The sequence below is a fragment of the Microbacterium sp. OR21 genome, from assembly GCF_047306785.1.
Lineage (GTDB): Bacteria > Actinomycetota > Actinomycetes > Actinomycetales > Microbacteriaceae > Microbacterium > Microbacterium esteraromaticum_E.
In genome coordinates this window covers 481,536-507,737 of record NZ_JAZEXJ010000001.1, presented here as the reverse complement: position 1 = coordinate 507,737, position 26,202 = coordinate 481,536, and the positions used below count along the sequence as shown (strand labels likewise).

At 69.8% G+C, this 26,202-nt stretch carries 26 protein-coding genes; 13 read left to right on the top strand and 13 right to left on the bottom strand.

Annotated features, from left to right (window positions below; all coding sequences use genetic code 11):
• Window positions 1-21 precede the first annotated feature (21 nt).
• From V2S04_RS02415 to V2S04_RS02400, 4 genes are read right to left on the bottom strand one after another with little or no spacing between them, the layout of a single operon-like run.
• Window positions 22-1,212, bottom strand: coding sequence for a bifunctional 2-methylcitrate synthase/citrate synthase (locus V2S04_RS02415; RefSeq protein ID WP_413636928.1), 1,191 nt, complete (start codon window positions 1,210-1,212; stop codon window positions 22-24).
• On the bottom strand, window positions 1,209-2,120 hold the full coding sequence (prpB, locus tag V2S04_RS02410) for a methylisocitrate lyase (RefSeq protein WP_413636927.1): 912 nt from the start codon (window positions 2,118-2,120) through the stop codon (window positions 1,209-1,211). The genes V2S04_RS02415 and prpB overlap by 4 nt, the downstream gene beginning before the upstream one ends.
• Window positions 2,120-3,646, bottom strand: a complete 1,527-nt coding sequence (locus tag V2S04_RS02405) for an MmgE/PrpD family protein (protein ID WP_413636926.1) — start codon at window positions 3,644-3,646, stop codon at window positions 2,120-2,122. The genes prpB and V2S04_RS02405 overlap by 1 nt, the downstream gene beginning before the upstream one ends.
• Complete coding sequence (locus tag V2S04_RS02400; RefSeq protein WP_413636925.1) at window positions 3,643-4,302, bottom strand: GntR family transcriptional regulator; 660 nt, start codon at window positions 4,300-4,302, stop codon at window positions 3,643-3,645. The genes V2S04_RS02405 and V2S04_RS02400 overlap by 4 nt, the downstream gene beginning before the upstream one ends.
• A gap of 161 nt (window positions 4,303-4,463) precedes the next feature.
• Between V2S04_RS02400 and V2S04_RS02395 the strand changes: the two genes are divergently transcribed.
• Genes V2S04_RS02395 through V2S04_RS02380 form a run of 4 tightly spaced genes read left to right on the top strand, consistent with a single transcriptional unit; the run spans window position 4,464 to window position 6,727 of the window.
• Window positions 4,464-4,820, top strand: coding sequence for a PadR family transcriptional regulator (locus V2S04_RS02395; RefSeq protein ID WP_413636924.1), 357 nt, complete (start codon window positions 4,464-4,466; stop codon window positions 4,818-4,820).
• Window position 4,821: 1 nt separating this feature from the next.
• The gene (locus V2S04_RS02390; RefSeq protein WP_413636923.1) at window positions 4,822-5,196 is read left to right on the top strand and encodes a DUF1048 domain-containing protein; all 375 of its coding nucleotides are present in this window, start codon (window positions 4,822-4,824) and stop codon (window positions 5,194-5,196) included.
• Window positions 5,193-5,963 (top strand): ABC transporter ATP-binding protein, encoded by a 771-nt coding sequence (locus V2S04_RS02385; protein ID WP_413636922.1) that lies wholly within the window; start codon window positions 5,193-5,195, stop codon window positions 5,961-5,963. Before V2S04_RS02390 ends, V2S04_RS02385 begins: the two co-directional genes overlap by 4 nt.
• Window positions 5,960-6,727, top strand: coding sequence for an ABC transporter permease (locus V2S04_RS02380; protein ID WP_413636921.1), 768 nt, complete (start codon window positions 5,960-5,962; stop codon window positions 6,725-6,727). Before V2S04_RS02385 ends, V2S04_RS02380 begins: the two co-directional genes overlap by 4 nt.
• Window positions 6,728-6,770: 43 nt before the next feature.
• Here V2S04_RS02380 and V2S04_RS02375 read toward each other — a convergent pair whose 3' ends face one another.
• Window positions 6,771-7,742, bottom strand: coding sequence for an EamA family transporter (locus tag V2S04_RS02375; protein ID WP_413636920.1), 972 nt, complete (start codon window positions 7,740-7,742; stop codon window positions 6,771-6,773).
• Window positions 7,743-7,781: 39 nt separating this feature from the next.
• Between V2S04_RS02375 and V2S04_RS02370 the strand changes: the two genes are divergently transcribed.
• A complete protein-coding gene (locus V2S04_RS02370) occupies window positions 7,782-8,318 on the top strand; it encodes a CGNR zinc finger domain-containing protein (protein ID WP_413636919.1) in 537 nt (178 codons plus the stop codon).
• A gap of 44 nt (window positions 8,319-8,362) precedes the next feature.
• On the opposite strand, the gene V2S04_RS02365 is transcribed toward V2S04_RS02370, so the two are convergent.
• The 5 genes from V2S04_RS02365 to V2S04_RS02345 all read right to left on the bottom strand — a co-directional run bounded on the left by V2S04_RS02365 (window position 8,363) and on the right by V2S04_RS02345 (window position 13,320).
• Entirely contained in the window at window positions 8,363-8,722 is a 360-nt protein-coding gene (locus V2S04_RS02365; protein ID WP_413636918.1) for a VOC family protein, read from the bottom strand.
• Between the two features lie 71 nt (window positions 8,723-8,793).
• Window positions 8,794-10,146: a sulfatase gene (locus V2S04_RS02360; protein ID WP_413636917.1), complete on the bottom strand. Its 1,353-nt coding sequence runs from the start codon at window positions 10,144-10,146 to the stop codon at window positions 8,794-8,796.
• On the bottom strand, window positions 10,143-11,066 hold the full coding sequence (locus V2S04_RS02355) for a carbohydrate ABC transporter permease (protein WP_413636916.1): 924 nt from the start codon (window positions 11,064-11,066) through the stop codon (window positions 10,143-10,145). The genes V2S04_RS02360 and V2S04_RS02355 overlap by 4 nt, the downstream gene beginning before the upstream one ends.
• Before the next feature lie 8 nt (window positions 11,067-11,074).
• Window positions 11,075-12,034: a carbohydrate ABC transporter permease gene (locus V2S04_RS02350; protein ID WP_413636915.1), complete on the bottom strand. Its 960-nt coding sequence runs from the start codon at window positions 12,032-12,034 to the stop codon at window positions 11,075-11,077.
• Window positions 12,031-13,320, bottom strand: coding sequence for an ABC transporter substrate-binding protein (locus V2S04_RS02345; RefSeq protein WP_413636914.1), 1,290 nt, complete (start codon window positions 13,318-13,320; stop codon window positions 12,031-12,033). The genes V2S04_RS02350 and V2S04_RS02345 overlap by 4 nt, the downstream gene beginning before the upstream one ends.
• A gap of 229 nt (window positions 13,321-13,549) precedes the next feature.
• Between V2S04_RS02345 and V2S04_RS02340 the strand changes: the two genes are divergently transcribed.
• From V2S04_RS02340 to V2S04_RS02325, 4 genes are read left to right on the top strand one after another with little or no spacing between them, the layout of a single operon-like run.
• Entirely contained in the window at window positions 13,550-14,674 is a 1,125-nt protein-coding gene (locus tag V2S04_RS02340) for a LacI family DNA-binding transcriptional regulator (protein WP_413636913.1), read from the top strand.
• Between the two features lie 14 nt (window positions 14,675-14,688).
• Window positions 14,689-15,678, top strand: a complete 990-nt coding sequence (locus V2S04_RS02335) for a Gfo/Idh/MocA family protein (protein WP_413636912.1) — start codon at window positions 14,689-14,691, stop codon at window positions 15,676-15,678.
• A complete protein-coding gene (locus tag V2S04_RS02330; protein WP_413636911.1) occupies window positions 15,675-17,090 on the top strand; it encodes a sulfatase in 1,416 nt (471 codons plus the stop codon). The genes V2S04_RS02335 and V2S04_RS02330 overlap by 4 nt, the downstream gene beginning before the upstream one ends.
• A complete protein-coding gene (locus tag V2S04_RS02325) occupies window positions 17,087-18,505 on the top strand; it encodes a sulfatase (protein WP_413636910.1) in 1,419 nt (472 codons plus the stop codon). The genes V2S04_RS02330 and V2S04_RS02325 overlap by 4 nt, the downstream gene beginning before the upstream one ends.
• Here the strand turns inward: V2S04_RS02325 and V2S04_RS02320 are convergent.
• Both V2S04_RS02320 and V2S04_RS02315 read right to left on the bottom strand, forming a co-directional pair.
• On the bottom strand, window positions 18,478-19,875 hold the full coding sequence (locus V2S04_RS02320; RefSeq protein ID WP_413636909.1) for a sulfatase: 1,398 nt from the start codon (window positions 19,873-19,875) through the stop codon (window positions 18,478-18,480). The two genes, V2S04_RS02325 and V2S04_RS02320, sit on opposite strands and share 28 nt — an antisense overlap.
• 85 nt (window positions 19,876-19,960) lie before the next feature.
• Window positions 19,961-20,566 (bottom strand): glucose-6-phosphate isomerase family protein, encoded by a 606-nt coding sequence (locus V2S04_RS02315; RefSeq protein ID WP_413636908.1) that lies wholly within the window; start codon window positions 20,564-20,566, stop codon window positions 19,961-19,963.
• A 78-nt stretch (window positions 20,567-20,644) separates the two neighbouring features.
• Between V2S04_RS02315 and xylB the strand changes: the two genes are divergently transcribed.
• The 4 genes from xylB to V2S04_RS02295 are packed head-to-tail and all read left to right on the top strand — an operon-like array spanning window position 20,645 to window position 25,075.
• Window positions 20,645-22,195: a xylulokinase gene (gene xylB / locus V2S04_RS02310; RefSeq protein WP_413636907.1), complete on the top strand. Its 1,551-nt coding sequence runs from the start codon at window positions 20,645-20,647 to the stop codon at window positions 22,193-22,195.
• Entirely contained in the window at window positions 22,195-23,166 is a 972-nt protein-coding gene (locus tag V2S04_RS02305) for an NAD(P)-dependent oxidoreductase (protein WP_413636906.1), read from the top strand. Before xylB ends, V2S04_RS02305 begins: the two co-directional genes overlap by 1 nt.
• Complete coding sequence (locus V2S04_RS02300; RefSeq protein WP_413636905.1) at window positions 23,163-24,104, top strand: shikimate dehydrogenase family protein; 942 nt, start codon at window positions 23,163-23,165, stop codon at window positions 24,102-24,104. Before V2S04_RS02305 ends, V2S04_RS02300 begins: the two co-directional genes overlap by 4 nt.
• Entirely contained in the window at window positions 24,104-25,075 is a 972-nt protein-coding gene (locus V2S04_RS02295) for a phosphotriesterase (RefSeq protein WP_413636904.1), read from the top strand. Before V2S04_RS02300 ends, V2S04_RS02295 begins: the two co-directional genes overlap by 1 nt.
• A gap of 104 nt (window positions 25,076-25,179) precedes the next feature.
• Here V2S04_RS02295 and V2S04_RS02290 read toward each other — a convergent pair whose 3' ends face one another.
• Entirely contained in the window at window positions 25,180-26,184 is a 1,005-nt protein-coding gene (locus tag V2S04_RS02290; RefSeq protein ID WP_340085915.1) for an ABC transporter substrate-binding protein, read from the bottom strand.
• Window positions 26,185-26,202 lie beyond the last annotated feature (18 nt).

Below are 26,202 nucleotides of genomic sequence, written 5' to 3'. Positions count from 1 at the left end.
GGCAGGCGAGGGCGGATGCCGTCAGCCGGCGGCCTCCTCCGGGCGCTCCTGCACCTCGATGGCGGCGGTGTCGGGCTGGTACGCCTCGATGTGCCGCTCGTCGACGCCGTTGTACGCCGACAGCGGGCGGATCAGCGCGTTCGAGGCCTGCTGCTCGAGGATGTGCGCCGTCCAGCCCACGATCCGTGCGGCGATGAACAGCGGCGTGAACGTCAGCGTGTCGTAGCCGATGAGGTTGTACGCGGGGCCCGAGGGGTAGTCGAGGTTCGGGTAGATGCCCTTGCGCTCGACGAACTCGCTCTCGAGCTTCTCGTACAGCTCGGCGACATCGGGCCGGTCGTAGTGCTCGACGAGGGTGTCGAGCGCTGCCTTCATGGTCGGAACGCGCGAGTCGCCGCGCTTGTACACCCGGTGCCCGAAGCCCATGATCTTGCGCTTCTCGGCGAGCGCCGCGTCGAGCCACTCCTCGACTCGGTCGGCTGAGCCGATCTCGTCGAAGATGTGCATGACCGCCTCGTTGGCTCCGCCGTGCAGGGGCCCCTTGAGCGCGCCGATCGCGCCGACGACGGCCGAGTACAGGTCGCTCAGGGTCGAGGTGATCACGCGGGCGGTGAACGTCGACGCGTTGAACGAGTGCTCGGCGTACAGGATCATCGAGCGGTTGAACGCGTCGACGACCGCCTCGTGCGGCTCATCGCCGAAGGTCATCCACAGGAAGTTCGCCGCGTAGTCGAGGTCGTCGCGCGGCTCGATGAGATCCTGACCGCGCCGCCGGCGCTGCCCGTACGACACGATCGCCGGCAGCACCGCGAACAGCTGCAGGCTGCGCTGCAGGTTCTGCTCGGGCGTGCCCACCGCGTCGAGCACGTTGCCGGTGCCGGCGGTCTCGAACGCCCCGATCACGCTGACCGCCGTGCGCACCTCGTCCATCGGGTGCGAGTCCAGCGGCAGGGCGTCGATCGCGGCTCTGACCTCGCCGGTCAGGGCACGGTGCTCGCGCTCGGTGGCGCGCAGCTGCGCGAGCTGCTCGCCGGTCGGCAGCTCGCCGTGCCAGAGCAGGTGCGCCACCGCCTCGAACGGCTGCGTCGCCGCGAGCTCCTGCACGGGATACCCGCGGTACAGCAGGCTGTTGGTCTCGGGGTTGACCTTGCTGATCGCCGTCACATCGGCGACGACACCCGCGAGGCCCTTCCTGATCTCGGACTCGCTCATTCGGTCGCTCCTCGCTGGATGTGGAAGTTGAAGACTGCGGAGTCGAAGTGGTTGTACGACTCGTAGTCGATCAGATCATAGAGATCGGCCCGGTGCTGCATCTCGCCGAGCTTGGAGGTCAGATGACCCTCCTCTTTCAGCGTATCGAGCGCCCGGCCCGCCGCTCCCATCGCGATGCGCAGCAGCGAGACCGGCCAGATCACGATGTTCACGCCCACGTCGCGCAGCTGATCCACCGAGAACAGGTCGGACTTTCCGAACTCGGTCATGTTCGCGAGGATCGGCACGTCCACGGCATCCCGGATCGCGGCGAACTCCTCGAGCGACCGCATCGCCTCGGGGAAGATCGCGTCGGCCCCGGCGTCGACCAGCGCCTTCGCGCGGTCCTTCGCCGCGGCGAGCCCGTCGACGGCGGCGATGTCGGTGCGCGCCATGATGAGGAAGTTCTCGTCGCGACGCGCGTCGACGGCAGCCCGAATGCGCTTCAGCGCCGTCGCCTCGTCGACGACCGACTTGCCGTCGAGGTGGCCGCAGCGCTTCGGGTTGATCTGGTCCTCGATGTGGGCTCCGGCGACGCCGGCATCCTCGAGGGTCTGGATGGTCCTGGCGACGTTCATCGGCTCGCCGAACCCGGTGTCGGCGTCGATGATCGCCGGCAGCTCGGTCATCCGCGCGATCTGCGCTCCGCGCGCTGCGACCTCGGTCAGCGTCGTGAGACCGATGTCCGGCAGACCCAGGTCGGCCGACAGCACGGCGCCCGAGATGTAGACGCCCTCGAAGCCCTTCTGCTCGATGAGCCGGGCGCTGAGCGGGTTGAACGCGCCGGGGAAGCGCAACAGCTCCCCCGAGGCGAGCCGCGCGCGGAACGCCCGGCGCTTCTCGTGCGCCGGTGTGGTGGCGTACAGCATCAGAACAGCCCCTGAGGTGCGTCGGCGGATGCCAGGACGCCCTTCTTCGCGACGATCGAGAGCTCCTGCACCTCGTCGGCGGTGAGCTCGGGCAGGCGCTGGACGAGCTCGAGGAAGCGGTCGATCTCTGCGGCATCGAGCACGGGCTGGGCCAGGACGCGGAACTTGCGGATGTAGTTCTCGCGCGCGAACGGGCGGGCGCCGAGCGGGTGCGCGTCGGCGACGGCGATCTCGTCGACGATCTTCGTGTCGTCGGTGAGGGTGATCTCCACGCGGCCGCCGAACGCCTTCTCGGCGATGTCGGTGGAGTGGTAGCGGCGGGTCCACTCGGGGTCTTCGACCGTGGTGATCTTGTGCCACAGCTCGACGGTGTCGGGGCGCTGCGCACGCTCGGGCGTGTATGAGTCGACGTGGTGCCAGGTGCCGTCCTGCAGTGCGACGGCGAAGATGTACGGCACCGAGTGGTCGAGCGTCTCGCGGGAGGCGGTCGGGTCGTACTTCTGCGGATCGTTCGCGCCCGAGCCGATCACGTTGTGCGTGTGATGGCTGGTGTGCAGCACGATCGACTCGATGTTGGCGGGGTCGCGCAGCGCGGTGTTGTCCGTGCCGAGGCGACGGGCCAGGTCGATGATCGCCTGCGCCTGATACTCGGCGGAGTGCTCCTTGGTGTACGTGTCGAGGATCGCCCGCTTGGGCTCGCCCGGGGCGGGCAGCGGCACGTCATAGGAGGCGTCCTTGCCGTCGAGCATCCAGGCGATCACGCCGTCTTCGCCTTCGTAGATCGGCGACGGCGAGGTCTGCCCGCGCATCGCGCGGTCGACCGCCTCGACGGCCATCTTCCCGGCGAACGCCGGGGCGTGCGCCTTCCAGGTCGAGATCTCGCCCTTGCGGCTCTGGCGGGTCGCGGTGGTGGTGTGCAGCGCCTGCCCGATGGCCTGGTAGATCGTCTCGGCGTCGAGCCCGAGCAGCGTGCCGATGCCGGCGGCGGCCGACGGGCCGAGGTGCGCGACGTGATCGATCTTGTGCTTGTGCAGCGAGATCGCCTTGACGAGGTCGACCTGGATCTCGTAGCCGGTGGCGATGGCGCGCACCAGGGCGTGCCCGTCGGATCCGACATGCTGCGCCACGGCGACGATCGGCGGGATGTTGTCGCCGGGATGCGAGTACTCGGCGGCCAGGAACGTGTCGTGGTAGTCGAGCTCGCGCACGGCGACGCCGTTCGCCCACGCCGCCCACTCGGGGCTGGTGCGCTGGTCGAGGGGGCATCCGAACACGGTGGCGCCCCGGCCGCCGGTCGAAACGGGGTGGCTGAACGCCTGTGCGCGGGCGGCGTTGATGGGTGCGCGGGTGAGCGATGCCGCGGCGACCGCCGCGTTGTCGATGACGCGGTTGATGATCATGTCGACGACCTCGGGCTCGACCTCGACGGGGTCGACGGCGACCTGGGCGATCTTCCAGGCGAGCTGCTCTTCGCGGGGCAGCTCCTCCTCCGAGCGGTAGACGCGGACGTGGTGGGTGACGGTCATCGTGTTCCTTCCGTGAGGGACTGCAGGATGCTCTCGAGGGCGTTGTGCAGGTGGACGTGGGTGGCGTGCGCCGCGAGATCCGCGTCGCCGGATGCCAGCGCGCGGGCGATCAGCAGATGCTCGGACGCCGAGGCGGCGAGCCGTTCGGGCTTGTCTCGTGCCATGCGCCGCACGCGCACCAGGTGGGTGCGGACGGTGCGGAGGGCTGACGAGAGGTAGTCGTTGCCCACGGCGGCGTCGAGCTGGGCGTCGAGGCGGGCGATGAGCCGGTAGTAGGCGTCGCGGCCCTCGCCGCCGTCGAGGTCGACGTGGGAGAACTCGTCGGCCAGGGCAGCGAAGGCCCGGGCATCCCCCCGCTGAGCGGCGAGGCGGGCCGAGGTCTCCTCGAGAGCGCGGCGGATCTCGAAAAGGGCGCGGATGTCGTCGGCATCCAGCCCCGCGACGACAGTCACGCGCGGGGACTGCTGCACGGCGAGGCCGTCGGCGGCGAGGCGACGCAGCGCCTCGCGCATGGGAGTGCGGCTGACCCCGAGCCGCGCGGCCTGCTCGACCTCGCCGAGCACGGTGCCTGCGGGGAGGGCCCCCGATTGGATCTCTTCGAGCAGCGTCTCGTAGGCGCGATCGCTCGCTCTGACGCGGTCGACGACGGTGCTCACACCCTCAGCGTATACACAAAGACGATCGGATGCGAGAATCTCTGCGCCTGCGCGGATCTACGTATACATAAACGGACATCGATCGCTCCTTGCGCTGCAGCTACTCAGTGTTACTATGTACCGGTAGTCAACATCATTGAGTACTGGAACGGAGGGTCGATGTGGGCAAGCAGATGACCGAGATGCTCAAGGGCACCCTCGAGGGAATCGTCCTCGCCCTGCTCGCGGGGCACCCCGCATACGGGTACGAGATCACCACCCAGCTGCGCGACCGCGGCTTCGTCGAGATCGCCGAGGGCACGGTGTACGCACTGCTCGTGCGCATCGAGCAGAAGGGCCTCGTCGACGTCGAGAAGGTGCCGAGCGAGAAGGGCCCGCCCCGCAAGGTCTTCACGCTGAACGAAAAGGGAGGCCAGGAGCTCGCCGAGTTCTGGAGCACCTGGACATTCCTCGCCGAGCGGATCGACCACCTCCGCTCCCCCGAGACAGACCGAACCGACTCCGAAGGAGAGAACTGACATGGCCGCCAAGTGGATCGAAGCGCTCACCGGATCGCTCGAGCAGAAGAAGCAGTACAAGAACGCCAAGGGCCGCATCGACGCACTGCCCGAACCGCACCGCACCGCCGCCGCGGCGATGCACCGCTACCTGCTGTACTACGGCGGCGTGACCGACGGAGACACCCTCACCCAGATGTTCGTCGACCTCGCCGACCTCTGGGAGCGTGCCGCGATCGACGGCATCCCGGTCGGCGAAATCACGGGGAACGACCCCGTCGACTTCACCGAGACCTTCGCGCAGTCGTACGCCGGCACCCGCTGGATCGACAAGGAGCGCACCCGCCTCGCCGAGGCGATCGATACCGCACGACGAGAAGAAGGGGAACGATCATGATGAACGACACAGGCACCGGTGCGATCCGCGTCCGCGGCATCCGCAAGTCCTACGGCGATCTCGCCGTGCTGCGCGGAGTCGACCTCGACGTCGCACAGGGCAGCATCTTCGCCCTGCTCGGATCCAACGGCGCCGGCAAGACCACCCTCGTCAGGATCCTGTCGACGCTGCTGCCGGCGGATGCCGGCACGGCATCCGTCCTCGGCTCCGACGTGGCAGACGACGCTCGGCGCGTGCGGGAGACGATCAGCCTCACCGGCCAGTTCGCCGCGGTCGATGAGGTGCTCACCGGGCGCGAGAATCTCGTCCTCGTGGCGAAGCTGCGGCACCTGCCCGACCCTGGCGGCGTGGCGGATGCCCTGCTCGCACGCTTCCGGCTGACGGATGCCGGCGGCAGGCGCGCCGGCACCTATTCCGGCGGCATGCGCCGCCGACTCGACATCGCGATGAGCCTGGTCGGCGACCCCGAGGTGATCTTCCTCGACGAGCCGACCACGGGCCTCGACCCCGAGGCACGCATCGAGGTGTGGGACATCGTGAAAGAGCTCGCGGGCTCCGGACGCACCGTGCTGCTCACCACGCAGTACCTCGACGAGGCGGAGCATCTCGCCGACCGCATCGCGATCCTGCATGAGGGCGGCATCATCGCGGATGGCACGCTCGCCGAGCTGAAGGGCCTGCTGCCCACCGCGAGGGTCGAGTACGTCGAGAAGCAGCCCACTCTCGAGGAGATCTTCCTCGCCGTCACAAGGAGGGACGCAGCATGACCACCCACGCACTGGCGGACACCGCCACTCTCACCGGCCGGTCATTGCGGCACATCTTCCGCAGCCCCGACACGATCATCACGACCGCCGTCACCCCGATCGCGCTGATGCTGCTGTTCACGTTCGTGTTCGGCGGCGCGCTGCGCCAGAGCATCGGAGACGCGAGCTACGTCGACTACCTGCTTCCGGGCATCCTGCTGATCGCGATCGCGTCCGGCATCGCGTACACGGCGTTCCGGCTGTTCACCGACCTGCAGGGCGGCATCTTCGAGCGGTTCCACTCCATGCCGATCGCACGGTCGAGCGTGCTGTGGGCGCACGTGCTCACGTCGCTCGTCGCCAACGGGGTGACCGTGGCGATCATCTTCGGGGTGGGTTTCGCGATGGGCTTCCGCACCTCGGCCGGCGTGCTCGAGTGGCTGGCGGTGCTGGGCATCCTGGCGCTGTTCACCCTCGCCCTAACCTGGCTCGCGGTGATCGCGGGCCTGACGGCCAAGACGGTCGACGGGGCGAGCGCGTTCTCATACCCGCTGATCTTCCTGCCGTTCATCAGCTCGGCGTTCGTGCCGACCGAGACGATGCCGGGGCCGGTGCGCTGGTTCGCGGAAAACCAGCCCGTCACCTCGATCGTGAACTCGATCCAGGCCCTGTTCGCCGGACGCCCTGCGGGCTCGGAGATCTGGACCGCGCTCGCCTGGTGCGTCGGCATCCTGGTCGTCGCGTACCTTCTCGCGATGCGCGCGTACCGCCGCCGTCTGAGCTGATCAGCCGCGCTGGCGGGTGCCCGGCGCGGGCGAGCGCTTCGGGCTACCGCGCGACGGGCTGGGGCTCGACGAGCTCTGTCGCCGCGGCCGGTTCGCCGAGCTTGACCACGACCACGCCGACGAGCACGAGCGCGCCGCCGAGCAGCTGCACCGGCCCGGGAAGCTGGCCCAGCAGCATCCAGCCGAACAGCATCGCCGCGGTCACCTCGGCGAGCGCGACGAACGACGCCAGACGCGAGCCGAGCATGCGGGTCGAGGCGATGCCCAGCACGTACGCCAGCGCCGTCGCGAGGATGCCGATGGCGAGCACCGGCACGAACCAGGGCACCGTGCCGAACCGGTAGGCGACGTCGTCGAACGTCCAGGTCATCGGCAGCACGCCGAGCACGCCGGCGAGAGTCAGCCCGAGTGCGCCGAGCAGCAGCCCGGCACCGGCGAGCACGAGGGGCGGCAGGCCCGTGTCGTCGCGTGCGGAGAGCACGAAGTACGTCGCCGCGCCCACCATCGCGGCGAGCGCCCAGACGATGCCGCCGGGGTCTATGCGAGCGCCGGTGAGCACGTCGAGCATGAGCACGAGGCCGGCGAACGCGACGACGGCGCCGATGATGCTGCGTCGGGTCGGTCGCTCGCCGCGGCGCAGCCAGAGCCAGAGCACGACGGCCGCGGGTGCGGTGTACTCGATGAGCAGCGCGATGCCGACGTCCATGACGGCGACCGCCTGGAAATAGCAGAGCTGCGTCGCGGTGACGGCGAGCAGACCGTAGGCCACGATCATGCCGGCGTTGCGGCGCAGCAGGCTCCAGCGTCCGCGCAGCGCGATCAGCGTCGGCACGAGCAGCACGATCGCGGCCACCCAGACGCGCGCGGTCACCGCGGCGCCGGGAGTCCACCCCGCGTCGATCAGACCGCGCGCCCACGCGCCCGACATGCCGAAGGCGAGCGCCGCGGCGAAGGCGACGAGCAGTCCGGCTCCGACGCGCGGGCGCGCGCGCCTGTCATGCCTCACCTGCCTCATGGTCGATGACACTATTCGGATCCGATGTAAGGTGTCAACATGATCTTCACCAGTGACACGGAAGAGGCGCTGCGCGCCGCCGTCGCGCTGGTCAACTCTGCGCAGGCGCCGGACGCCCTGGCTTCCCTCGACGATCTGGCCGGCTTCCTCGTCGAGTTCCCCTACACCGGGCGTATCGACCGCGACGACGCCGAGCTCGCGGAGCTGCGCGCGCTGCGCCCGCGCCTGCGAGCCATGCTGCTCGCACCCCGCGACGACATGGCCTCCCACATCAACACCGCCCTCGCCGACGTAGACCTCGCCCCGAGGCTGACCAGGCACGACGGCGCTGACTGGCATCTGCACGCCGTCGCCGACGAGCATCCACTCCCCGAACGCATCCTCATCGAGACGACGATGGCGCTCATCGACGTCATCCGCGCCCACGAGGGCAGCCGCATCTCCGTCTGCGACGACGCCGACTGCGAGGCCGTCGCCCTCGATCTGTCGCGCAACCGCTCTAAGCGCTACTGCTCGACCACGTGCGCGAACCGCAATGCAGTCGCCGCGTACCGCGCCCGGCGCGCTCGCGACTGATCACGCCCCGCCCTTCCCGAGTGAGCGGGGAGCGCGAGGCGCTCTCAGCCGACGGTGCCCTCGAACAGGCCGATGCTGTTGCCGTCGAGGTCTGCGATCACCGCCCACGCGCTGGTCTCGGTGATCGGCTGCTTCTCCATCAGCACGGTCGCACCGGCATCCTTCGCCAGGGCGATCGTCTCGTCGATCGAGTCGACCTCGACGTACGAGCGCGGCTGCGTGAAGCCCTCGCCGCGAGGCGCCAGGCCCCCGCCCGAGATGCCGTTCGGCGCCTGCCACATCGGGTAGCCCTCGAAGCCGGGAAGCTCGGCGATGTTCCAGCCGAAGAGCCTGCTGTAGAAGGCGGTCGCCGCCGCCATGTCGCTCACCGGGATGTCGATGTGCGTGATGTCACCGTGTGCCATCGTCTCGTCCTCTCTTCGCCCGACGCGGTCATTGTGCGCCTGCTCGGCCGAGCACGCAAGGGCAAGGCGGGTCAGTAGGGCACGGCGAAGATCCGCTCCTGCGTGCCCTCCGGAGCATTCGCCGGCAGCGGGATCAGCTTGAGGAACTCGTGGTCGTCGGTGTCGAGGCACCACTGCAGCAGACAGGCGCGCATCTGCTCCCGCACCGCGTCGAAGGCGGACTCGACGGCCAGGTTGCGGCGTTCGCCGGGGTCGGCGATCACGTCATGCAGCTGCTCGCGATACCTGCCCCAGCTGTAGACGACGTACTTGTACCGGCCGCGGTACACGGCCCGGCCGCGGGTGAGGGGCGGGTCGGCCCGCTCGAAGCGGGTCTCGACCCCGACGACGCGATCGGATGCCTCATCCGCGTCGTCCGCGAAGGGCAGCGGGCGGCCGCGCAGCGCGGCGGGGGCGGGCACCCCGGCGGCCTCAAGCAGCGTGGGCAGCACGTCGAGTCCGGCCGACACCGGATCGGCCCGCGGCCCCGGCACCACCCCGGGGCCCGACACGATCAGCGGCACCCGCACGCACTCCTCGAACAGCGCCGTCTTCTGATTCCACCGATGTGCGCCGTCGCCGTCGCCGTGGTCGCTGGTGAGCACGATCACCGTGGAATCCGTGAGCCCGGACTCGTCGAGCGCATCGAGAATGCGCCCGAGCGCGGCATCCGTGCGCTCGATGAGCCGCCGGTACGCGGCGCGGTACCGACGCCACTCCTCGGGTGTGTACTCCGCCGTGCCGTAGGTCTGCTGCGCGGCGTGCTTCTCGAAGCGCACCGCCTCGGGCTCGAACGGCGCCGGCTCGAAGTTCGCCGGCAGGGGCGGGGCATCGCGCACCGGGCCGGGATCGACGTCGCCGTAAGGCATCGGCTGTCGTCGCGCGTACTCGCAGACGCTGTGCGGATCGTCGAATGAGGCGAACAGCAGGAAGGGGCGCGAGGCATCCGCCCTGCTCCGCAGCCACTCCACGGCGGCGTCGGCGAGTCCGCGGTCGCCGAACGGGTGCAGCACCTCGAACCCGGCATCCGGCGGCGCGCTGGGTGAGATCGCATGCCACTTGCCCGCATACGCGCACTCGTACCCGGCGGCCGTGAGCAGATGCCCCATGCTGTCGGGGCGCGCCCCCGGTTCGGACGCCGCCACACCGTGCCGGTTGCCGCCGACGCCGAGCTCGTGCGGCATCCGTCCGGTCAGCAGCGACGCACGCGAGGGCACGCACAGCGGGAAGGTCACGGCGGCGCGGGTGAACTCCGCCCCCGACCGGCGCAGCCGATCGAGGTGCGGAGTCTCGACCCAGCCCTCATCGCGATCGATGACGTGCGCGCCGAGCTGATCTGCCATCACCACGAGGAGGTTCGGCCGCGCCGCCGCCGTCGACGTCATTTGCCCATGCCGAGGGTGAGCCCCTCGGTGAGCCGGCGGCCGAGCCACAGGTAGATCGCGAGCATCGGCAGCACGACGATGCACAGTCCGGCAAACAGCCCGCCCCAGTCGGCGCCGGAGTAGGTCTGCTGCTGGATGAACGAAATCAGCGCCACGGGCAGCGTGTACTTCTCAGTGGACTGCAGCAGCGTCAGGGCGAGGAGCGTCTCGTTCCAGTGCGAGATGACCTGCAGCACGAAGGCGGTGAGGATGCCGCCCTTGGCCAGCGGCAGCGTGATGCGCCAGAAGGTGCCGAAGGCGGTCGTGCCGTCCAGAGCCGCGGCCTCCTCCATCTCCAGCGGCAGGGATCGGAAGAACGCCGTCAGCAGGAAGACCGTGAACGGCATCGAGACGCCGATGTACACGAGGTTGAGCCCGATGAGACTGTCGGTGAGATAGACCTCGTTCAGCATGACGAACAGCGGGATGACGATCACCTGGGCGGGGATGCCGAGCCCGAGCACGAAGTACATCGTCAGCGAGTTGGTGAGACGGTTCTCGACGCGGCTCAGGTAGTACGCCGCCGGAGCTGCGAGCGCGACGGTGAGGAACGACGACACGAGGGTGGTCACGACACTGTTCATCGTCGCCGTGGCGAAGTCGCCGACCGTCCAGGCGGTGACGAAGTTCACCGGGTCGAGCGATGTGGGCAGTCCCCAGGGGTCGGCGAGGATCGAGCGGGTGTCGCGGAAGGCCTGGATGACCATCCACACCATCCACGCGACGTTGAGCACGACGAAGGCCCACAGCAGCACGATCCCGATCGCCCGGATCACGCTGCGGTCGTTGCCGATGGCGGCGCGGGTCCGGCGACGCGGCCGCCGATGCTCGGGGGGCACCACGATGGTGCGGGTGGTGTCTTCGGTGAGGGTCGCAGTCACGATGTCTCCTAGAACTCGATCGCTTCGCGCTTCATCACGCGACGCAGCAGCAGCACCAGCACCGACACGAGGGCCAGCGAGAGCACGGCCGAGGCGGATGCCGCGCCGTAGGCGGGCACGGACTCGCCGGAGAAGGCGGTGACGTAGGTGTACACCGCGGTGGTCCACGTCTGGGTGGGGGGCATGCCCGCGCCGGTCGAGCCGCCGAAGATCCAGATGATCTCGAAGATCTTGACCGACGAGATCGTCCACAGCACGGCGCACGTGCCGAAGACGTCCCAGGTGAGCGGCAGGATGACGTGGCGCAGCCGCTGCCACGCGTTCGCGCCGGCGAGGGCGCAGTCCTCGTAGTAGTACGGCGGGATGCGGTCGACGCCGGCCATGAGGATCGTGGTGAAGTAGCCCGTGGTGATCCACGTCATCATCACCATGATCAGCGGGAACAGGTTGTCCTGCGAGAGCCAGGCGGGCGGATCGGTGACGCCGAAGGCGCCGAGCAGCGTGTTGACCAGTCCGCCGGGGTTGAAGATGAATCCGGCGAGCACGCCGAAGATCATGGCGTTCACCAGATGCGGGAAGAAGATCACCGAGCGGGCGATCTTCTTGCCTGCCATGTCGCGCAGCACCAGCGTGAGCGCGAAGGCGATCACGAAGATCGCCAGCCCGACCACGAACAGCAGCAGCAGCGTGTTGCCGAACGAGCGCAGGAAGAGCTTGTCGTCGAACAGCCGCACGTAGTTGCCGAAGCCGACGAACTCCATGGGCCCGGCACCGGCCCACTTGTTGAAGCTGATCCAGATCGCGTACACCGAGGGGACGACGAAGAGGATCGTGTACAGCACGAAGGCGGGCCCGACGAAGGGCACGAACAGGCGGCGGCGGGCCTGATCGATCGTGCTGCCCCCTCCCCGCCGCCCGCGACGGGCGGCGGGGAGAGGTGCGGCAGGCGCCAGAGCGACGTCGGTCACGAGTTCTGCTTCCAGTAGTCGACCTGTCCGGTCTTCATCGTCTCGACGAACGTCTTCGCGTCGGTCTTGCCGAGCACGAGGTCGCTCAGCGCGGGCCAGAGCAGCTTCTCGGTGTAGCCGGGGAAGCTGATGCCGTCGTTCTGCATGTAGTACGAGTCCGCGGCGTCCAGCGCCTCCTTGACGGTCGACATCTCCTCGCTGACGGTGGCGTCGGTGCGGATCGGGATGATCTTGGCGTCGCTGCCGAGGGCGTCCTGGTACTTCTTGTTCAGGAAGAACGCGGCGAACTTCTGTGCGTTCTCGGCGTTCTTCGCCCGGGCCGGCACCGCGAATCCGACGAAGTCGGCACGGGCGGTGTCGCCCAGCGACGGGAACGGGAACGAGGAGTACTCGAAGCCGTCGGCGGCGTACGGGCCGGTCTCGGTGGGGATCCACGTGCCGTTGAAGAGCATCACGGCCTTGTCGTCAGCCCAGACCTGCTGCTGCGCCGGCCACTTGCTGGCGTTGTAGCCGTCGATGAAGTAGTCGCCCTCGACGAGCTCCTCGATCATCTGCGCGGCCTCGAGCGCCTTCGGGTCATCCCACGCCTTGCCGGTCTTGTCTGCGGCCATCTCGCGCAGCGAGCCGGGGCCGGCGAGACCGACCATGGCGGAGGTGTACCAGTAGGCGTTGTAGCCGGCGACGTCGCCGTCGATGGCGATCGGCGTCTCGCCCGCGGCCTTCATCTCGTCCATCGTCGAGAGGAAGTCGTCCCAGTTCTCCGGTGCGTTCTCTACGAGCTCGGGGTGCGCGGCCTTGTTGAACCAGATCGCGTCGCTGGTGAGCGAGTAGGGCAGCATCCAGGGGGCGTCCTCGCCCTCGACCGTGAGCACGTCGTCTTCGAGGTACGCCTCGGGGATCAGCGCCGACACCTTCTCGCCGTCGACGTCCGCGGCGTACGCCTCGGTGAGCGGCTTGGCCTGTCCGGTCTCGGCGAGCACGGGCGCGGTCTTCGCGAACGAGCCGTCGACGAGGTCGGGCACCTTGTTCGTATTGAGCGTCGGAACCGTCTTCTTGAGGTTGTCGCGCCCCTGCCACTGGACGTTCACCTCGATGCCGGTCTCCTTCTCGAAGTCGGCGATGGCCTGGGCGACGACCTTCTGCTGCGCCTCGCCCTCTTTCCACATCGCCCAGTAGGTGAACTCTCCGGAGTCGCTGGATCCGCCCGATGCGGACGAGCATCCGGCGGCGGTGAGCGCGACCGCGCCGATGAGGGCAACTGCTGAGACCTTTCGGATCTTCGCCATCGGATTTCCTTTCGTCTGTGCGCGGCGTCTTCGCCTGCGTCGTCGACTTTCACCTCTGGATACAGGAGTATTCAAGGAGTATTTCGACATCCGTGACCGATCCGTTGCGAGGAGCGCCTCGACTGATCGGTCGATGTGCGGCGATCGGACGAGAGGAATCAAGGAATACGTCTTTATTCCTCTCCTCAACGACCGAAGAATCAAAGGAAGAACGACGGAGGGGATCGGCATGGCCGGAAAACGCGCAGCGGTGCGCGATGCGGAGTCGCGTGGGCTGAAGTTCGAGATGCTCGCCGACCAGCTGCGCCGTGGCATCCTCGCCGGCACGTGGACCGCGGGGCAGAAGCTGCCCACCGAGCAGGAGCTCGCCAAGGAGACCGGTCTGTCTCTGACCACCGTGCGTCGGGCGTTCGACGAGCTGGTGGCCGAACGCATCGTCGTGCGGCGTCAGGGCGCCGGCAGCTTCGTGGCGCACACACGCCCGCGCGAGCAGAGCACCCGCCGGCGCATCGGCGTGCTGCTGCCCGACACGCAGCTGTACTACCCCCGCGTGCTGCAGGGCATCGATGAGTCGCTGCAGGCCGCGGGCGCGTCACTGCAGCTGGCGACGTACCGGTACCAGCCCGAACGCGAAGACGACGCGATCGCATCGCTGCTGGATGCCGACGTCGACGGTCTGATCCTCGCGCCGACCCTCACCGGGCTCGACGACCCCCTCGGCCGTGCTCAGCAGCTCATGTCGCTGCCCGCCCCGGTCGTGCTGGTGGAGCGCAGCCTGGCCGACGGCGGTCCCGCCGATACGACCGAGCACGTCTGCTCCGACCATGCCGGCGGCGCCTACGATGCGATCACCCATCTGGCGCGTCTGGGCCACTCGCGCATCGCCCTTCTCACGCGCTCGGCCACCGTCACCGAGTTCGGTATCGTGCGCGGCTACCGCCGCGCCATCGCGGATCTGGGACTGCCCTCCGGGCTCGAATTCGCGCAGACGAAGCAGGAGTGGGAGTCGGATTCCGGCTCTTCGGCGTTCACCGCGCTGCACGAGTTCGGGGCCACGGCCGCCCTCGTCTTCGGCGACCGGGAAGCGGCGCTGCTGCAGGGCGCCGCGCGCAGAGCCGGGGTGCGCATCCCCGACGACGTCGCCCTCGTCTCCTACGACGACGAGGTGGCCGACCTCGCCGAGGTGCCGCTCACGGCCGTCGCCCCGCCCAAGTACCGCATCGGCCGCATGGCCGCTGAGGTCATGCTGCGCCGACTGGTGGAAGGCGACGAGTGCCCGCTGCACCAGATCCGGCTGCGCCCGCGCATCGTCATCCGTCGCTCGTGCGGCGCGAGCGCACTTCACCAGGATTGATCGAGGAGAGACACGTGCGGATCGGATTGATCGGAGCCGGGGCCGTCGCCCCCTACCACTGCGCCGCAGCGGCGGCGCTGGACGGCGTGCAGCTCGCCGCCGTCTGCGACATCGACGCGGCCGCCGCGCGACGTGCGGCTTCCGGATGCCCCGATGCCGCCGTCTTCACCGATCATCGGGCGATGCTCCAGTCGGGGGTGGTGGATGCCGTCATCGTCAACACCCCGCACTCGACCCACCTCCCCATCGGCGCGGATGCCGCCGCCGCGGGCGTTCACGTCATGGTGGAGAAGCCGATGGCCACGACGCTCGAGGACTGCGACCGCCTGGTCGCCGCGTGCGAGAACGGGGGCGTGGCCCTCACGGTCGGGCACATCCAGCACTACCTGCCCGAGAAGGTCGCCGCCCAGCGCGTGCTCGAGACCGGCGAGCTCGGGGCGGTGCGCATGGTGCGCGACAATCGCAGCACCGACTACCGCCCCGGCACCCGCTCGCCGTGGTTCTTCTCCCCAGACATCGCCGGCGGCGGGGCCCTGATGAACATCGGCGGGCACTGCCTGGACCGCTCGCTGTGGTTCGGCGGAGGTCGCGCCGTGGAGATGCTCGCCACCACGGTGAATCGCTTCGGCTCAGCGGTCGAGACCGACGGGGCGATGATGCTGCGCCTCGACAACGGCGTCGCGGCGAGCATCGTCGTGGTCAGCGACCCGGCCACACGCAGCGATCTGCTGACCGTGGTCTGCGACGGCGGCGTCATCGAGATCGATCCGCGGCACGGCACCACGGTGCACGTCGACGGTCGCTCGCAGCTGGTGCACCGAACGCACCCCGACGACATCCAGACGGCATTCACCGCGCAGCTCGCCGACTTCCAGCGCGTGGTGGACGGCGCTGCGCCGACCGTGCCGCTGGCGCACGCGCGGCATGTGGTCGAGCTGGTGCTGGCGGCGTACCGTTCGGCAGCCGACGGCGCCGCCGTGCTGTTCGACGGTGCACTGATATGACCCGTCCGAACCTCATCCTCATCGTCAGCGACGACCAGGGCCCGTGGGCGCTGGGGGCCGCGGGCAATCCTGAGATCCGCACTCCCGTGCTCGACGAGCTGGCCGCGCGCGGCATCCGGCTCGACCGCTTCTTCTGCGCCTCCCCCGTGTGCTCGCCGGCGCGCGCGAGTCTGCTCACCGGGCGCATCCCGTCGGCGCACGGCGTGCACGACTACCTCGACGGAGCCCACTCCGGCGCCGACAGCCGCGATCATCTGGCGGGCATGCCCACTCTCACCGACGCCCTCGCCGACGCCGGCTACCGGCTCGGACTCTCGGGAAAGTGGCACCTGGGTGCCAGCGACGTGCCCCGTCGCGGGTTCGTGCACTGGTACGCCCTCGACGGCGGCGGCAGCCCCTACCGCGACGCGGTGATGCACCGTGCAGACGGCACCACCGACCATGTCACCGACTACCTGACCGATGCCATCGCCGACGACGCCATCGCCTTCCTCGACGCCGAGAGCCGGCAGTCGGCCCCGTTCTTCCTCGCGCTGAACTTCACTGCGCCGCACAAGCCCTTCGCCGGGCAGCATCCCGAGCGGTTCACCGAGCTGTACCGCGACTGCGCCTTCGAGACGTGCCCGCAGGAGCAGCCGCACCCCTGGCTGCAGACGCTCGACGGCGCACCGATCGGCGGCGAGGCCGACACCCGGGAGGCCCTGATCGGCTACTTCGCCGCCGTCACCGCGATGGACGAGGCGATCGGCCGCGTGCTCGAGCGGCTGCGCGCGCACGGGATGGAAGACGACACCGTCGTGGTGTTCCTCAGCGACAACGGGTTCAGCTGCGGTCAGCACGGCTTCTGGGGCAAGGGCAACGGCACCTTCCCGATGAACATGTACGACGAGTCGGTGATGGTCCCCTTCATCGTCGCGGGGCCGGGCGTGCGCTCGCAGGGCGCGGTGCGCGACGAGCTGCTCAGCGCCTACGACCTGCCCGCGACGCTGCTCGACCTGCTCGGCCTCGATCCCGCGCCGTTCGAGGAGGGCCCCGGGCGCAGCTTCGCGCCGGCGCTGCGTGGCGAGAGCACCGCAATGCCCGAGCGCCCCGTGGTCGTGCACAGCGAATACGGCCCCGTCCGCATGATCCGCACCGCAGAGCGCAAGTACGTGCACCGCCATCCGTACGGACCGCACGAGCTGTACGACCTGGTCGCGGATCCCCGCGAGCGGGTGAACCTGGCCGATGACCCGGCCCAGGCAGACGAACTCGCCGGGATGCGCCGGATGCTGCACGCATGGTTCACTGAGCACGCGGACCCGCGCGCGGACGGCCGCGGACTGCCGGTCTTCGGCGCCGGACAGACGCGCACCCTCGACGATGACCCCTTCGGCGCCTTCTCGCCGCCCGGATGGGATGGAGCCCCATGACGACCCGCCCGAACATCCTGCTGATCGTCTCAGACGACCACGGCTACGCCGACCGCTCCGCTGCGGGCACCCCCGGAGTGCAAACCCCGGTTCTCGACCGCCTGGCCGCGGAGGGCGCGACCTGCACCGATGCCTACGTCACCGCCCCGATCTGCTCACCCTCGCGCGCCGGCCTCATCACCGGGCAGTACCAGCAGCGCTGGGGTGGCCTGTGGTTCGACTCCGCGCACATCGGCACCGAGCAGACGCTGGCCGAACGTCTGCGCGACGCCAGCTACACCACCGGCTACTTCGGCAAGGTGCACTACGGCTACGAGACTGTGGCCGACCGTGGCGCTCCCCCGCACCACGGCTTCGACGAGTCGTTCTACGGACTGGCCGGGCAGTCGATGGGCAGGCTGCACTACCTGCATCACACCGCCGATGCGGTGACCGAGTACGGTGATGCGGCCGAGGCGATGGGCGTGCAGCCGTTCTGGTCGGGTGAGGAGCCGGCGGAGTTCGACGGCTTTACGACCGACCAGATCGCCGATAGGGCGGCGGACTTCATCCGCCGCAACGCCGGCGAGCAGCCGTTCCTCGCCATGGTGGCGTTCAACGCCGTGCACAACTTCTGCTGGCAGCTGCCTGAGGACGAGCTGGCCGCTCGCGGCCTCGAAGGGCACGCCGACTGGCATCCGGGCGCCGCCGAGTACCTCGACTGGTACGACGGGGCGATCAGCCCGAACCTGCCCGATGGTCGCGCCTTCTACCTCGCCCAGCTCGATCTGATGGACCGGGCGATCGGTCGTCTGCTCGACACCCTCGACGCCACCGGCACGGCATCCGACACCATCGTCGTCTACCTGACCGACAACGGCGGATCGCAGTGTAACTACGGCGACAACGGCGAGCTGCGCGGCACCAAGTACACCCTGTGGGAGGGCGGGATCCGAGTGCCGTTCCTGGTCCGCTGGCCAGGGATCGCCGCCCCCGGCAGCACCGTGACCGATCCGGTGAGCGCACTCGATCTCGCCGCGACCTTCGCGGCCGCGGCGGGAGCGGACGACACCGGATGCGACGGGCAGGACCTGCGACCGATTCTCGAGGCGGACGCGCCGTCGGATGCCGTGCGCGAGCTGCACTGGGACTGCGGCTGGCAGTGGGCGGTGCGCCGCGGCGACTGGAAGCTGCTGTCGGTGCGCGGCGACGATCCGACAGCGGGCTATGTGCAAGACGTGGAGCACACGTTCACCGGCGACGGGCTGATCCTCACCGACCTCAGCGGCGACCCCGGCGAGCGCGACAACCTCGCAGAGCGCCGCCCGCGTCTGGTCGAGCAGCTGACGCGCGCCCACGCGCGCTGGCGCGCAGAGGTGGGGCTGCCGGCCGACGTGGATCCTGCCGTTCAGCCGACAGTCGACGCGGCGGGGTAAGCGGCGGCGAGCGCATCGCGGCCGTCCCACCTGTCACCGGCGCGGTCGAGCTCCTCTTCGAGTCGGCGGGCGAACCGGGCGGCCGCGGGGTCGGCCGACCCATCGTGCAGCTCGTAGGGATCGGCTGCCAGGTCGAAGAAGCGCACCTCGAGCCCGGAAGCCGGATGCCAGGTCGCAACGATCTTCGCCGTGCTCGTGCGCAGGCCCCGGGCGCTGCTCGGGTCGGAGCGCGAGGCGTACCGCCAGTAGAGGCCGGCGTCATCGACATCGACCGTCTCCGCGCCTCGGAGGGCGGCCGACCGGTCACGGCCGGCGACGCGCTCGTCTGCCGCGGACACCCCGGCCAGCCCGAGGATGGTGGGGGCGAAGTCCAGCGAGTCGATGATCGAGTTGGTCTCGCCCGCAGGCACGAGGCCGGGCGCGCGCACGATCAGCGGCAGTCGCATCGACTCCTCGTACGCCACGTTCTTGTACAGCAGGTCGTGGCTGCCCAGCTGCATGCCGTGATCGGAGGTGAACAGGATCACGGTGCGCCGGTCGCCGCCCCGCTCGTCCACCGCCGCGACCAGACGGCCGATCTGCTCGTCGACGCCGGTGACCGCGGCGAAGTAGTCACGCGCGATCCCCGCGGCCTCGCGTGCGGCCTCGGTGCCGTGGCGCACGTTCGGACGATTCAGCAGCGTGGCCTCGTCGAGCGACCTGTAGGCGTCGCGGTAGCGGTCGGGCACCTGATCGAACGGCTGATGGGGAGGGTTCAGCGAGACCATCAGCGCGAAGGGCTCCTCACCGGCATCCCGGATGAAGCGGATCGCGACGTCGGTCTCGTGCTCGGCAGACCACTGATCGACGTCGACGCGCTGGTCTCGAGGCGCATCCGTGGTCCAGTAGTGCGGCGCGAGGTGCCGGTCGGCCGCACCGTAGGAGTACCAGAAGTCGAAGCCGAACCGGCGGGTGGGCGGCGACCAGGCATCCCACACCTTGCCGTCGTCGCGCCGGCCTTCGCCGAACGTCTCGTCGTCGGGCACCGGCGGCTCGAGGTGCCACTTTCCGATGTAGCCGGTGCGCCAGCCGTGCTTGCGCAGCGTGCTCGCCCAGGTCGGCAGGCCGTCGCGCAGTCCGACGCCCTGCGCTGCGGTCTCGGAGTTGACGTTGTGGGTCACCCCGTTCGTCTCCGGACGCATGCCGGTGAGGAACATCGCCCGGTGCGGGCTGCACACCGGGTATGCGCTGACCGCCTGCAGGGCGAGACATCCCTGCTGCGCCAGACGGTCCAGGTGCGGCGTGTGCACCGGGTCTTCGCCGAGGATCCCGAGGGATGCCGCGCGGAACTGGTCGGCCATGACGACGAGGATGTTCGGGCGGTGACCCATCACGCCTCCTGTGATCGGGGACACCGCCAGTCAACGCGGTCGGGAGAGGAGGATTCAACATCCTTTCCCCGCGCAAGCCGCGTGATCAGCCGGCGGCGTAGCCGGTGTGGTCGGGATTCGGCACGAGCTTCCAGCCCTCACCGTCGGCGACGACGAGGTTCTTCATGCCACCGGCATCCGAGATCACCTGGTAGTCCTGCCCCGCGTCAGCCGCGTAGCAGAACAGCGTCACGAACGGCTCGTCGCCGACGTTCACGCTGCGGTGGATCCAGTGACCGGGCACGTTCACGGCCCTGCCCGGGGTCAGCTCGATCGCCGTGGACCGGCCGTCGAGCGTCTCGAGCAGCATGACCCCGCGGCCGCTCAGGCAGTGGTACAGCTCGGCCCGATCGGCGACGGCGTGCAGGTGCCCGCGGGTCACGGCGAACTCGTCGCCGTAGCGGCCCGGAAGCAGGGTGCTGGTGCCGACGATGAGCGCACCCGGACCCTCCTGGTAGCGCTGGTCGTCGACCCAGTAGATGAGCTCGTCGGCGCCGCGCTCGGCGACGGCGGCGCGCCAGGCGGCCTCGTCACGGTAGACGCCGGCCATGTCGCCGAGATGCTTCTCGTAGCGTCGGCTGCGTCCCTCGATGCCGCCCTCGGGCGAGATCTCCAGCAGCACCGGCGTGTCGACAGCGGATGGGGTGCTCACGATCGGGCCTCCTCGTTACTTGTAATTACAGGTATACTCCGAAACACCTCGAAACCCGAAACCGGACAGGGACGAACTGTGATCATCGCGCACGACCTCGGCACCACCGGCAACAAGGCATCCCTCCACCACGACGACGGTCGACTGGTGGCCTCGGTGACCGTGCCGTACCCGGCGCACTTCGCCGCCGGCGGGATCGCCGAGCAGAACCCCCTCGACTGGTGGAACGCCGTCGTCTCTGCCACTCGCGATCTGCTCGTGCGCACCTCCACCGCGCCCGCCGATGTCGCCGGCGTGGTCGTCAGCGGCCAGATGATGGGCGCCGTGCTGCTCGATGCCGACGGGGAGCCGGCTCGCCCGGCGATCATCTGGGCCGACACCCGCGCCGGCGCCCAGGTGCGCGAGCTGGAGGCGGCGCTCGGCGCCGAGCACGCCTACCGGCTGCTCGGTCATCGCCTGAACCCCACCTACTCGCTGGCGAAGATCATGTGGGTGCGCGACAGCGAACCGGATGTATGGGCACGCGTCCGCCGAGTGTGCGTAGCCAAGGACTTCATCGTCCTCCGCCTCACCGGCCGCCTCGCGACCGATCGCTCCGACGCGTCGGGCACGAACGCCTACGACCAGCAGGCGGGCAGCTGGTCGCAGGAGGTGCTCGCCGCGGCGCGACTCGACCCGGCGCTGTTCCCGGAGATCCTGGACTCGACCGCCATCGCCGGCACGCTCACCGCAGACGCCGCCGCTGCCCTCGGACTCCCGACCAGCGTGCGCGTCGTGATGGGCGGCGGCGACGGCCCCATGGCCGCCGTCGGGTCGGGTGTCGTCGCCCCCGAAGATGGCGCGTACGTCTGCCTGGGCACCAGCTCGTGGATCTCCTTCGCGGCGAGCGCTCCGCTGCCCGATCCGAGCATGCGCACCTTCACATTCGACAACGTCGTACCCGGCTCGTTCGTCCCGACGGCGACGATGCAGGCGGGGGGCGCCTCGGTGCAGTGGATCGCCGAGGCGCTCTCGCGCGACCCGGCACAGCCCGAGACGGCCCGCCTGATCGCGGAGGCGGCGGACGGCATCGACACCGAGGACCTCTACTTCCTCCCCTACCTGCTCGGCGAGCGCGCACCACTGTGGGATCCGCACGCTCGGGGCGCCTTCGTCGGCCTCGGCCGCCACCACACCCGCGCCCACCTCGTGCGAGCCGTGCTGGAGGGGACGGCGTTCAACCTGCTCACCTGCATCCAGGCGTTCCGGGAGTCCGGAGCGGCGATCGATCGCATCGACGCCGTGGGCGGCGGCGCGCAGAGCGACGCGTATCTGTCTGTGCTCGCCGATGTCTGGGGTGTGCCGGTGCGCCGGCGAAGTGTCGTCGAGGAGGCGAACAGCCTGGGCGCCGCCGTGACCGCCGCCGTCGGGCTGGACCTCGCCGACTTCGCCGCGGCCCGCGCCCTCAGCGACGTGACCGCGGTGTTCACCCCCGACGCCGCACGGCACGCCGTCTACGCCGAGCGGCACGAGCGCTTCAGCGCCGCGTACACCGCGCTGAAACCGTGGTTCGCCGCGGCGCCGGGTGCTGCGGCAACGGCTGCCGCCGCCCCGGTCCCCGCCGCATCGGCTGCGGAGGACGCTCGCTGATGGCCACGATCCTCGTCACCAGCCGGTCCTTCTCCGACGGCGCGCTCGACCTGGTCGCGCGGGCGCGCGCCGCCGGCCACGAGATCGTCCGCGGCCCGTCACACCACGACCTCGACGAGCTGCGTCCGCTGCTCGCGGTGGCGGACGCGTGGATCGCCGGCACCGGGCCGGTGACTGCCGCGCATCTCGACGCCGCTGCACACCTGCGGATCGTCGCCCGCTACGGCGTCGGCTACGAGGGTGTCGATCGAGCAGCAGCGGCCGCCCGGGGCATCCCGGTCACCAACACCCCCGGTGCGAACAGCGACGCCGTGGCCGACCATGCCGTCGCGCTGATGCTCGCCGCGCTGCGGACCGTCGTCGACGGCGACCGCCGCGTGCGCGGAGGCGACTGGAGCGTGCGCCGTGGACGCGAGCTGGGAGCGGCCACGATCGGCATCGTCGGCTTCGGCCGCATCGGCCAGGGCGTCGCGAAGCGTCTCTCCGGATTCGGATGCCGCATCCTCGCGTCCGACCCGTACCTTCCCGACGAGAGCATCGAGGGCGCCGGGGCGGAGCCCGCCGCCCTCGACGAGCTCTTCCGCTCGGCAGACGTCATCACCCTGCACGCCCCGGGCGGGCAGCGCCTGGTCGATGACGCCCGCCTCGCGGGCATCCGTCCTGGCACGGTGCTCGTGAACACCGCCCGGCCAGATCTCGTCGACGAGACCGCGGTGGCCGAGGCGCTGCGCAGCGGCGCGCTGGACGCGTACGCGGCCGACACCCTCGACGGCGACACCGCCGCCGGTGCAAGCCCTCTGCTCGATCCCGCACTCGCCGATCGGGTGATCGTCACCCCGCACCTGGCCGCGCAGACCACCCAGGCCGTCGACAACATGGGCCGCATGTCGCTCGACGACGTCATCGCCGTTCTGCGGGGCGCCGCACCCGCGCATCCCGTCACCCCACCGTCAGCCGAGGAGCCCGCATGACCATCGCCCCCGCGACCGCACCCGCCGCCGACCACATGGGATTCGTGGGCGTCACGACCGGCTCGTCGTCGATCATGAAGGTGTTCCCCCTGTGGGCCGACATCCTCGGGCTGCCCACGCGCACGCTGGTGGGCCACGATCTGCCGATGGACGCCGACCCCGCGGTCTACCGCGCGATGGTCGAGCAGATCCGCGACGACGAGCATCATCGGGGCGCGCTCGTCACGACGCACAAGATGAACGTGTTCGCGGCCGCATCCGACCTGTTCGACGAACTCGACCCGTTCGCGGTGTCGTGCAGCGAGATCTCGAGCATCTCCAAGCGGGGCGACCGGCTGATCGGTCAGGCGAAGGACCCGATCACGGTCGACCTCGCCCTGAACGACTTCCTCCCCGCCGATCATTTCGCCCGCACCGGAGCCGAGGTGATCATCCTCGGCGCCGGGGGGTCGGGAACGGCGCTGAGCTGGGCCCTCGCCGAGCGCGCCGACGCCCCGGCCCTGGTCACGGTGACGGCGCGCTCTCAGGACAAGCTCGACCACCTGCGCGATGTGCACCGCCAGCACGGCACACGGGAGGACCTGATCCGCTACGTGGTGACACCGTCGGCATCCGATGCCGATGCCCTGGTCGCCGCCGCGCCGGCAGGATCGCTGATCGCCAACGCCACCGGGCTGGGCAAGGATCGCCCCGGTTCACCGCTGACCGACGCGGCGGTCTTCCCCGAGGGTGCGTGGGCGTGGGAGTTCAACTACCGCGGCTCGCTGGAGTTCATGCATCAGGCGCTCGCGCAGCAGCAGCAGCGCGGTCTGCAGGTGGTCGACGGATGGCGCTACTTCATCCACGGCTGGTCGCAGGTCGTCGCCGACGTCTTCGAGGTCACCCTCACTCCCGACCTCGTCGAGGAGCTCGCCCGCGCCGCGGAGTCGGTGCGCTGATGGCCGGGCTGGTCAGGACGGTCCTCGGGGACGTCGATCCGGGCTCGCTCGGACGCGTCGATTACCACGAGCATCTGTTCCAGATCAGCCCTCTGCTGCCCGGCGACGAGCTGGACGACGAGCAGGCCTCCGGCGCGGAAGCCGCGTCGCTCAGGGCCAGCGGCTTCGAGACGATGATCGACGCGACCCCTGTCGGTCTCGGTCGCGACCCGGCGGCTGTCGCGCGCATCAGCGCGTCGACCGGCCTCGGCGTCGTGGCGACCACAGGGCGGCACCGTGAGGCGCACTACGGTGACGCGCACCCGATGCAGGCGTGGGACGCCGAGCGGCTGGCCGCACTGTTGACCGCCGACGTGCAGACCGGCATGGCTGTCGACGATGCCCCGACCCTCCCCTCCGACGCGCCGGAGCTCGCCCGCACCCCCGACGGCCACCCCGTACGCGCCGGGATGCTGAAGGGCGGCATCGGCTACTGGTCGATCACCCCCTTCGAACGGGTGACCATCGATGCGCTCGCGGCGGCGCACCGCGCCACCGGCGCGCCGGTGATGGTGCATCTGGAGTTCTGCACGGCGGCGCATGAGGTGCTCGACCTTCTGGCCGCCGGGGGTGTGGCATCCCACCGCGTCGTGCTCGCGCACGCCGACCGCGACCCGGATGCCGGACTGCACGCCTCACTGGCCGAGCGCGGTGCATATCTGGGCTACGACGGCTTCGCCCGCGCCCGGACGCGCTCCGACGCCGAGCTGCTGCAGCTGACGGCGTCGGTCGTCGCGGACGGCTGGGGCGAGCACATCCTGCTGGGCGGCGACGTGGCCCGCCGCTCGCGCTACCTCGCCTACGGCGGCATGCCTGGTCTGGCCTACCTCGGCGGTCGCTATCTGCCTCGCCTGCGCGCTCTGGTCGGCGACGAAGCCGTCGACGTGATGCTCGTCGACAATCCCGCGCGCCTCCTCCCCCTCGCGCGCTGACCCCGGCATCCCCTCGCCGAACCGCCCTGAGGGCGTGTGACCGGAATGCGAACGGGCCCCTCACCGTATGGTGAGGGGCCCGTGCCGATCAGGAGATCAGCGGGTCACTCGTAGAGCACCGCGGCGATCTTCGGGTCGTCGATGTTCTCGGCGTCGTACCAGTACGAGCCGGTGTCGTAGAACTCCTCGAGCTTCTCGCCCTTGGCTGCCGCGACGGCCGACTCGACCGTGCGCGAGCCGATGCCGATCGGGTCCTGCGTGATGGCACCGGCCATGGTGCCGTCCTTGATCGCGTTGATCTGCGCGGCGCCCGAGTCGAAGCCGATGATCGTCAGCTTGCCCTTCTCGATGCCCAGCTCGTTGACCGCGTTCACGACGCCGATGGCGGAGCCCTCGTTGGTGCCGTAGATGCCCTTGAGGTCGGGGTGGGCGGCGATCATGCTCTTCGCGATGTCGGCCGACTTGAGGTGGTCGCCGTCGCCGTACTGGATGTCGACGATCTCGATCTCGGGGAAGTCCGCCTTGATCTTCTCGACGAAGCCGTCACGACGCTCGACACCGGTCGAGTTGATCTGCGAGTGGCCAACGATCGCGACCTCGCCCGAACCGCCGATGAGCTCAGCCATGTGCTCGGCCGCCAGAGCGCCGGCGGCCTTGCTGTCGGTGGCGGCCAGGCTCAGTCCGACGTCTCCGTTGCACGGGGCGTCGAAGTAGACGACGGGGATGTCCTTCGCCTTGGCCTGCTCGAGCGGTGCGACACACGCCTCGGGGTCGAGCGCTGCGTAGCCGATAGCGTCGGGGTTGGCGTTGATCGCGGTGGTCAGCATGTCGAGCTGCTGCGCGATCTCGGTCTCTGCGGCCGGGCCCTCGAAGGTGACCTTGACGCCGAGCTCCTTCGCCTTCTCCTCGGCGCCCGTCTTCACGGCCTGCCAGAACTGGTGCTGGAAGCCCTTCGAGACCAGCGCGACGTACATCTCGCCGTCGTTCTTGGCGCCGGCGTCGCCGCCCGGGTTCTCGCTGACGACGTCACCGCCGCCGCAGCCGGCGAGGGCGATCGCGGAGGCCGCGAGGAGAGCTGCGAACGCAGTCTTCTTCTTGCTGAATCGCATGGAAACTCCATTGTTCTC

Bases quoted from the DNA above. Each gene is read 5' to 3' on its own strand.
- V2S04_RS02305 (WP_413636906.1), top strand. From the start codon at position 22,195: ATGGCCACGATCCTCGTCACCAGCCGGTCCTTCTCCGACGGCGCGCTC.
- V2S04_RS02405 (WP_413636926.1), bottom strand. From the start codon at position 3,646: ATGACCGTCACCCACCACGTCCGCGTCTACCGCTCGGAGGAGGAGCTG.
- prpB (WP_413636927.1), bottom strand. From the start codon at position 2,120: ATGCTGTACGCCACCACACCGGCGCACGAGAAGCGCCGGGCGTTCCGC.
- V2S04_RS02380 (WP_413636921.1), top strand. From the start codon at position 5,960: ATGACCACCCACGCACTGGCGGACACCGCCACTCTCACCGGCCGGTCA.
- V2S04_RS02370 (WP_413636919.1), top strand. From the start codon at position 7,782: ATGATCTTCACCAGTGACACGGAAGAGGCGCTGCGCGCCGCCGTCGCG.
- V2S04_RS02385 (WP_413636922.1), top strand. From the start codon at position 5,193: ATGATGAACGACACAGGCACCGGTGCGATCCGCGTCCGCGGCATCCGC.
- V2S04_RS02320 (WP_413636909.1), bottom strand. From the start codon at position 19,875: ATGGGTCACCGCCCGAACATCCTCGTCGTCATGGCCGACCAGTTCCGC.
- V2S04_RS02340 (WP_413636913.1), top strand. From the start codon at position 13,550: ATGGCCGGAAAACGCGCAGCGGTGCGCGATGCGGAGTCGCGTGGGCTG.
- V2S04_RS02295 (WP_413636904.1), top strand. From the start codon at position 24,104: ATGGCCGGGCTGGTCAGGACGGTCCTCGGGGACGTCGATCCGGGCTCG.
- V2S04_RS02300 (WP_413636905.1), top strand. From the start codon at position 23,163: ATGACCATCGCCCCCGCGACCGCACCCGCCGCCGACCACATGGGATTC.
- V2S04_RS02365 (WP_413636918.1), bottom strand. From the start codon at position 8,722: ATGGCACACGGTGACATCACGCACATCGACATCCCGGTGAGCGACATG.
- V2S04_RS02330 (WP_413636911.1), top strand. From the start codon at position 15,675: ATGACCCGTCCGAACCTCATCCTCATCGTCAGCGACGACCAGGGCCCG.
- V2S04_RS02375 (WP_413636920.1), bottom strand. From the start codon at position 7,742: ATGAGGCAGGTGAGGCATGACAGGCGCGCGCGCCCGCGCGTCGGAGCC.
- V2S04_RS02360 (WP_413636917.1), bottom strand. From the start codon at position 10,146: ATGACGTCGACGGCGGCGGCGCGGCCGAACCTCCTCGTGGTGATGGCA.
- V2S04_RS02390 (WP_413636923.1), top strand. From the start codon at position 4,822: ATGGCCGCCAAGTGGATCGAAGCGCTCACCGGATCGCTCGAGCAGAAG.
- V2S04_RS02325 (WP_413636910.1), top strand. From the start codon at position 17,087: ATGACGACCCGCCCGAACATCCTGCTGATCGTCTCAGACGACCACGGC.
- V2S04_RS02415 (WP_413636928.1), bottom strand. From the start codon at position 1,212: ATGAGCGAGTCCGAGATCAGGAAGGGCCTCGCGGGTGTCGTCGCCGAT.
- V2S04_RS02345 (WP_413636914.1), bottom strand. From the start codon at position 13,320: ATGGCGAAGATCCGAAAGGTCTCAGCAGTTGCCCTCATCGGCGCGGTC.
- V2S04_RS02290 (WP_340085915.1), bottom strand. From the start codon at position 26,184: ATGCGATTCAGCAAGAAGAAGACTGCGTTCGCAGCTCTCCTCGCGGCC.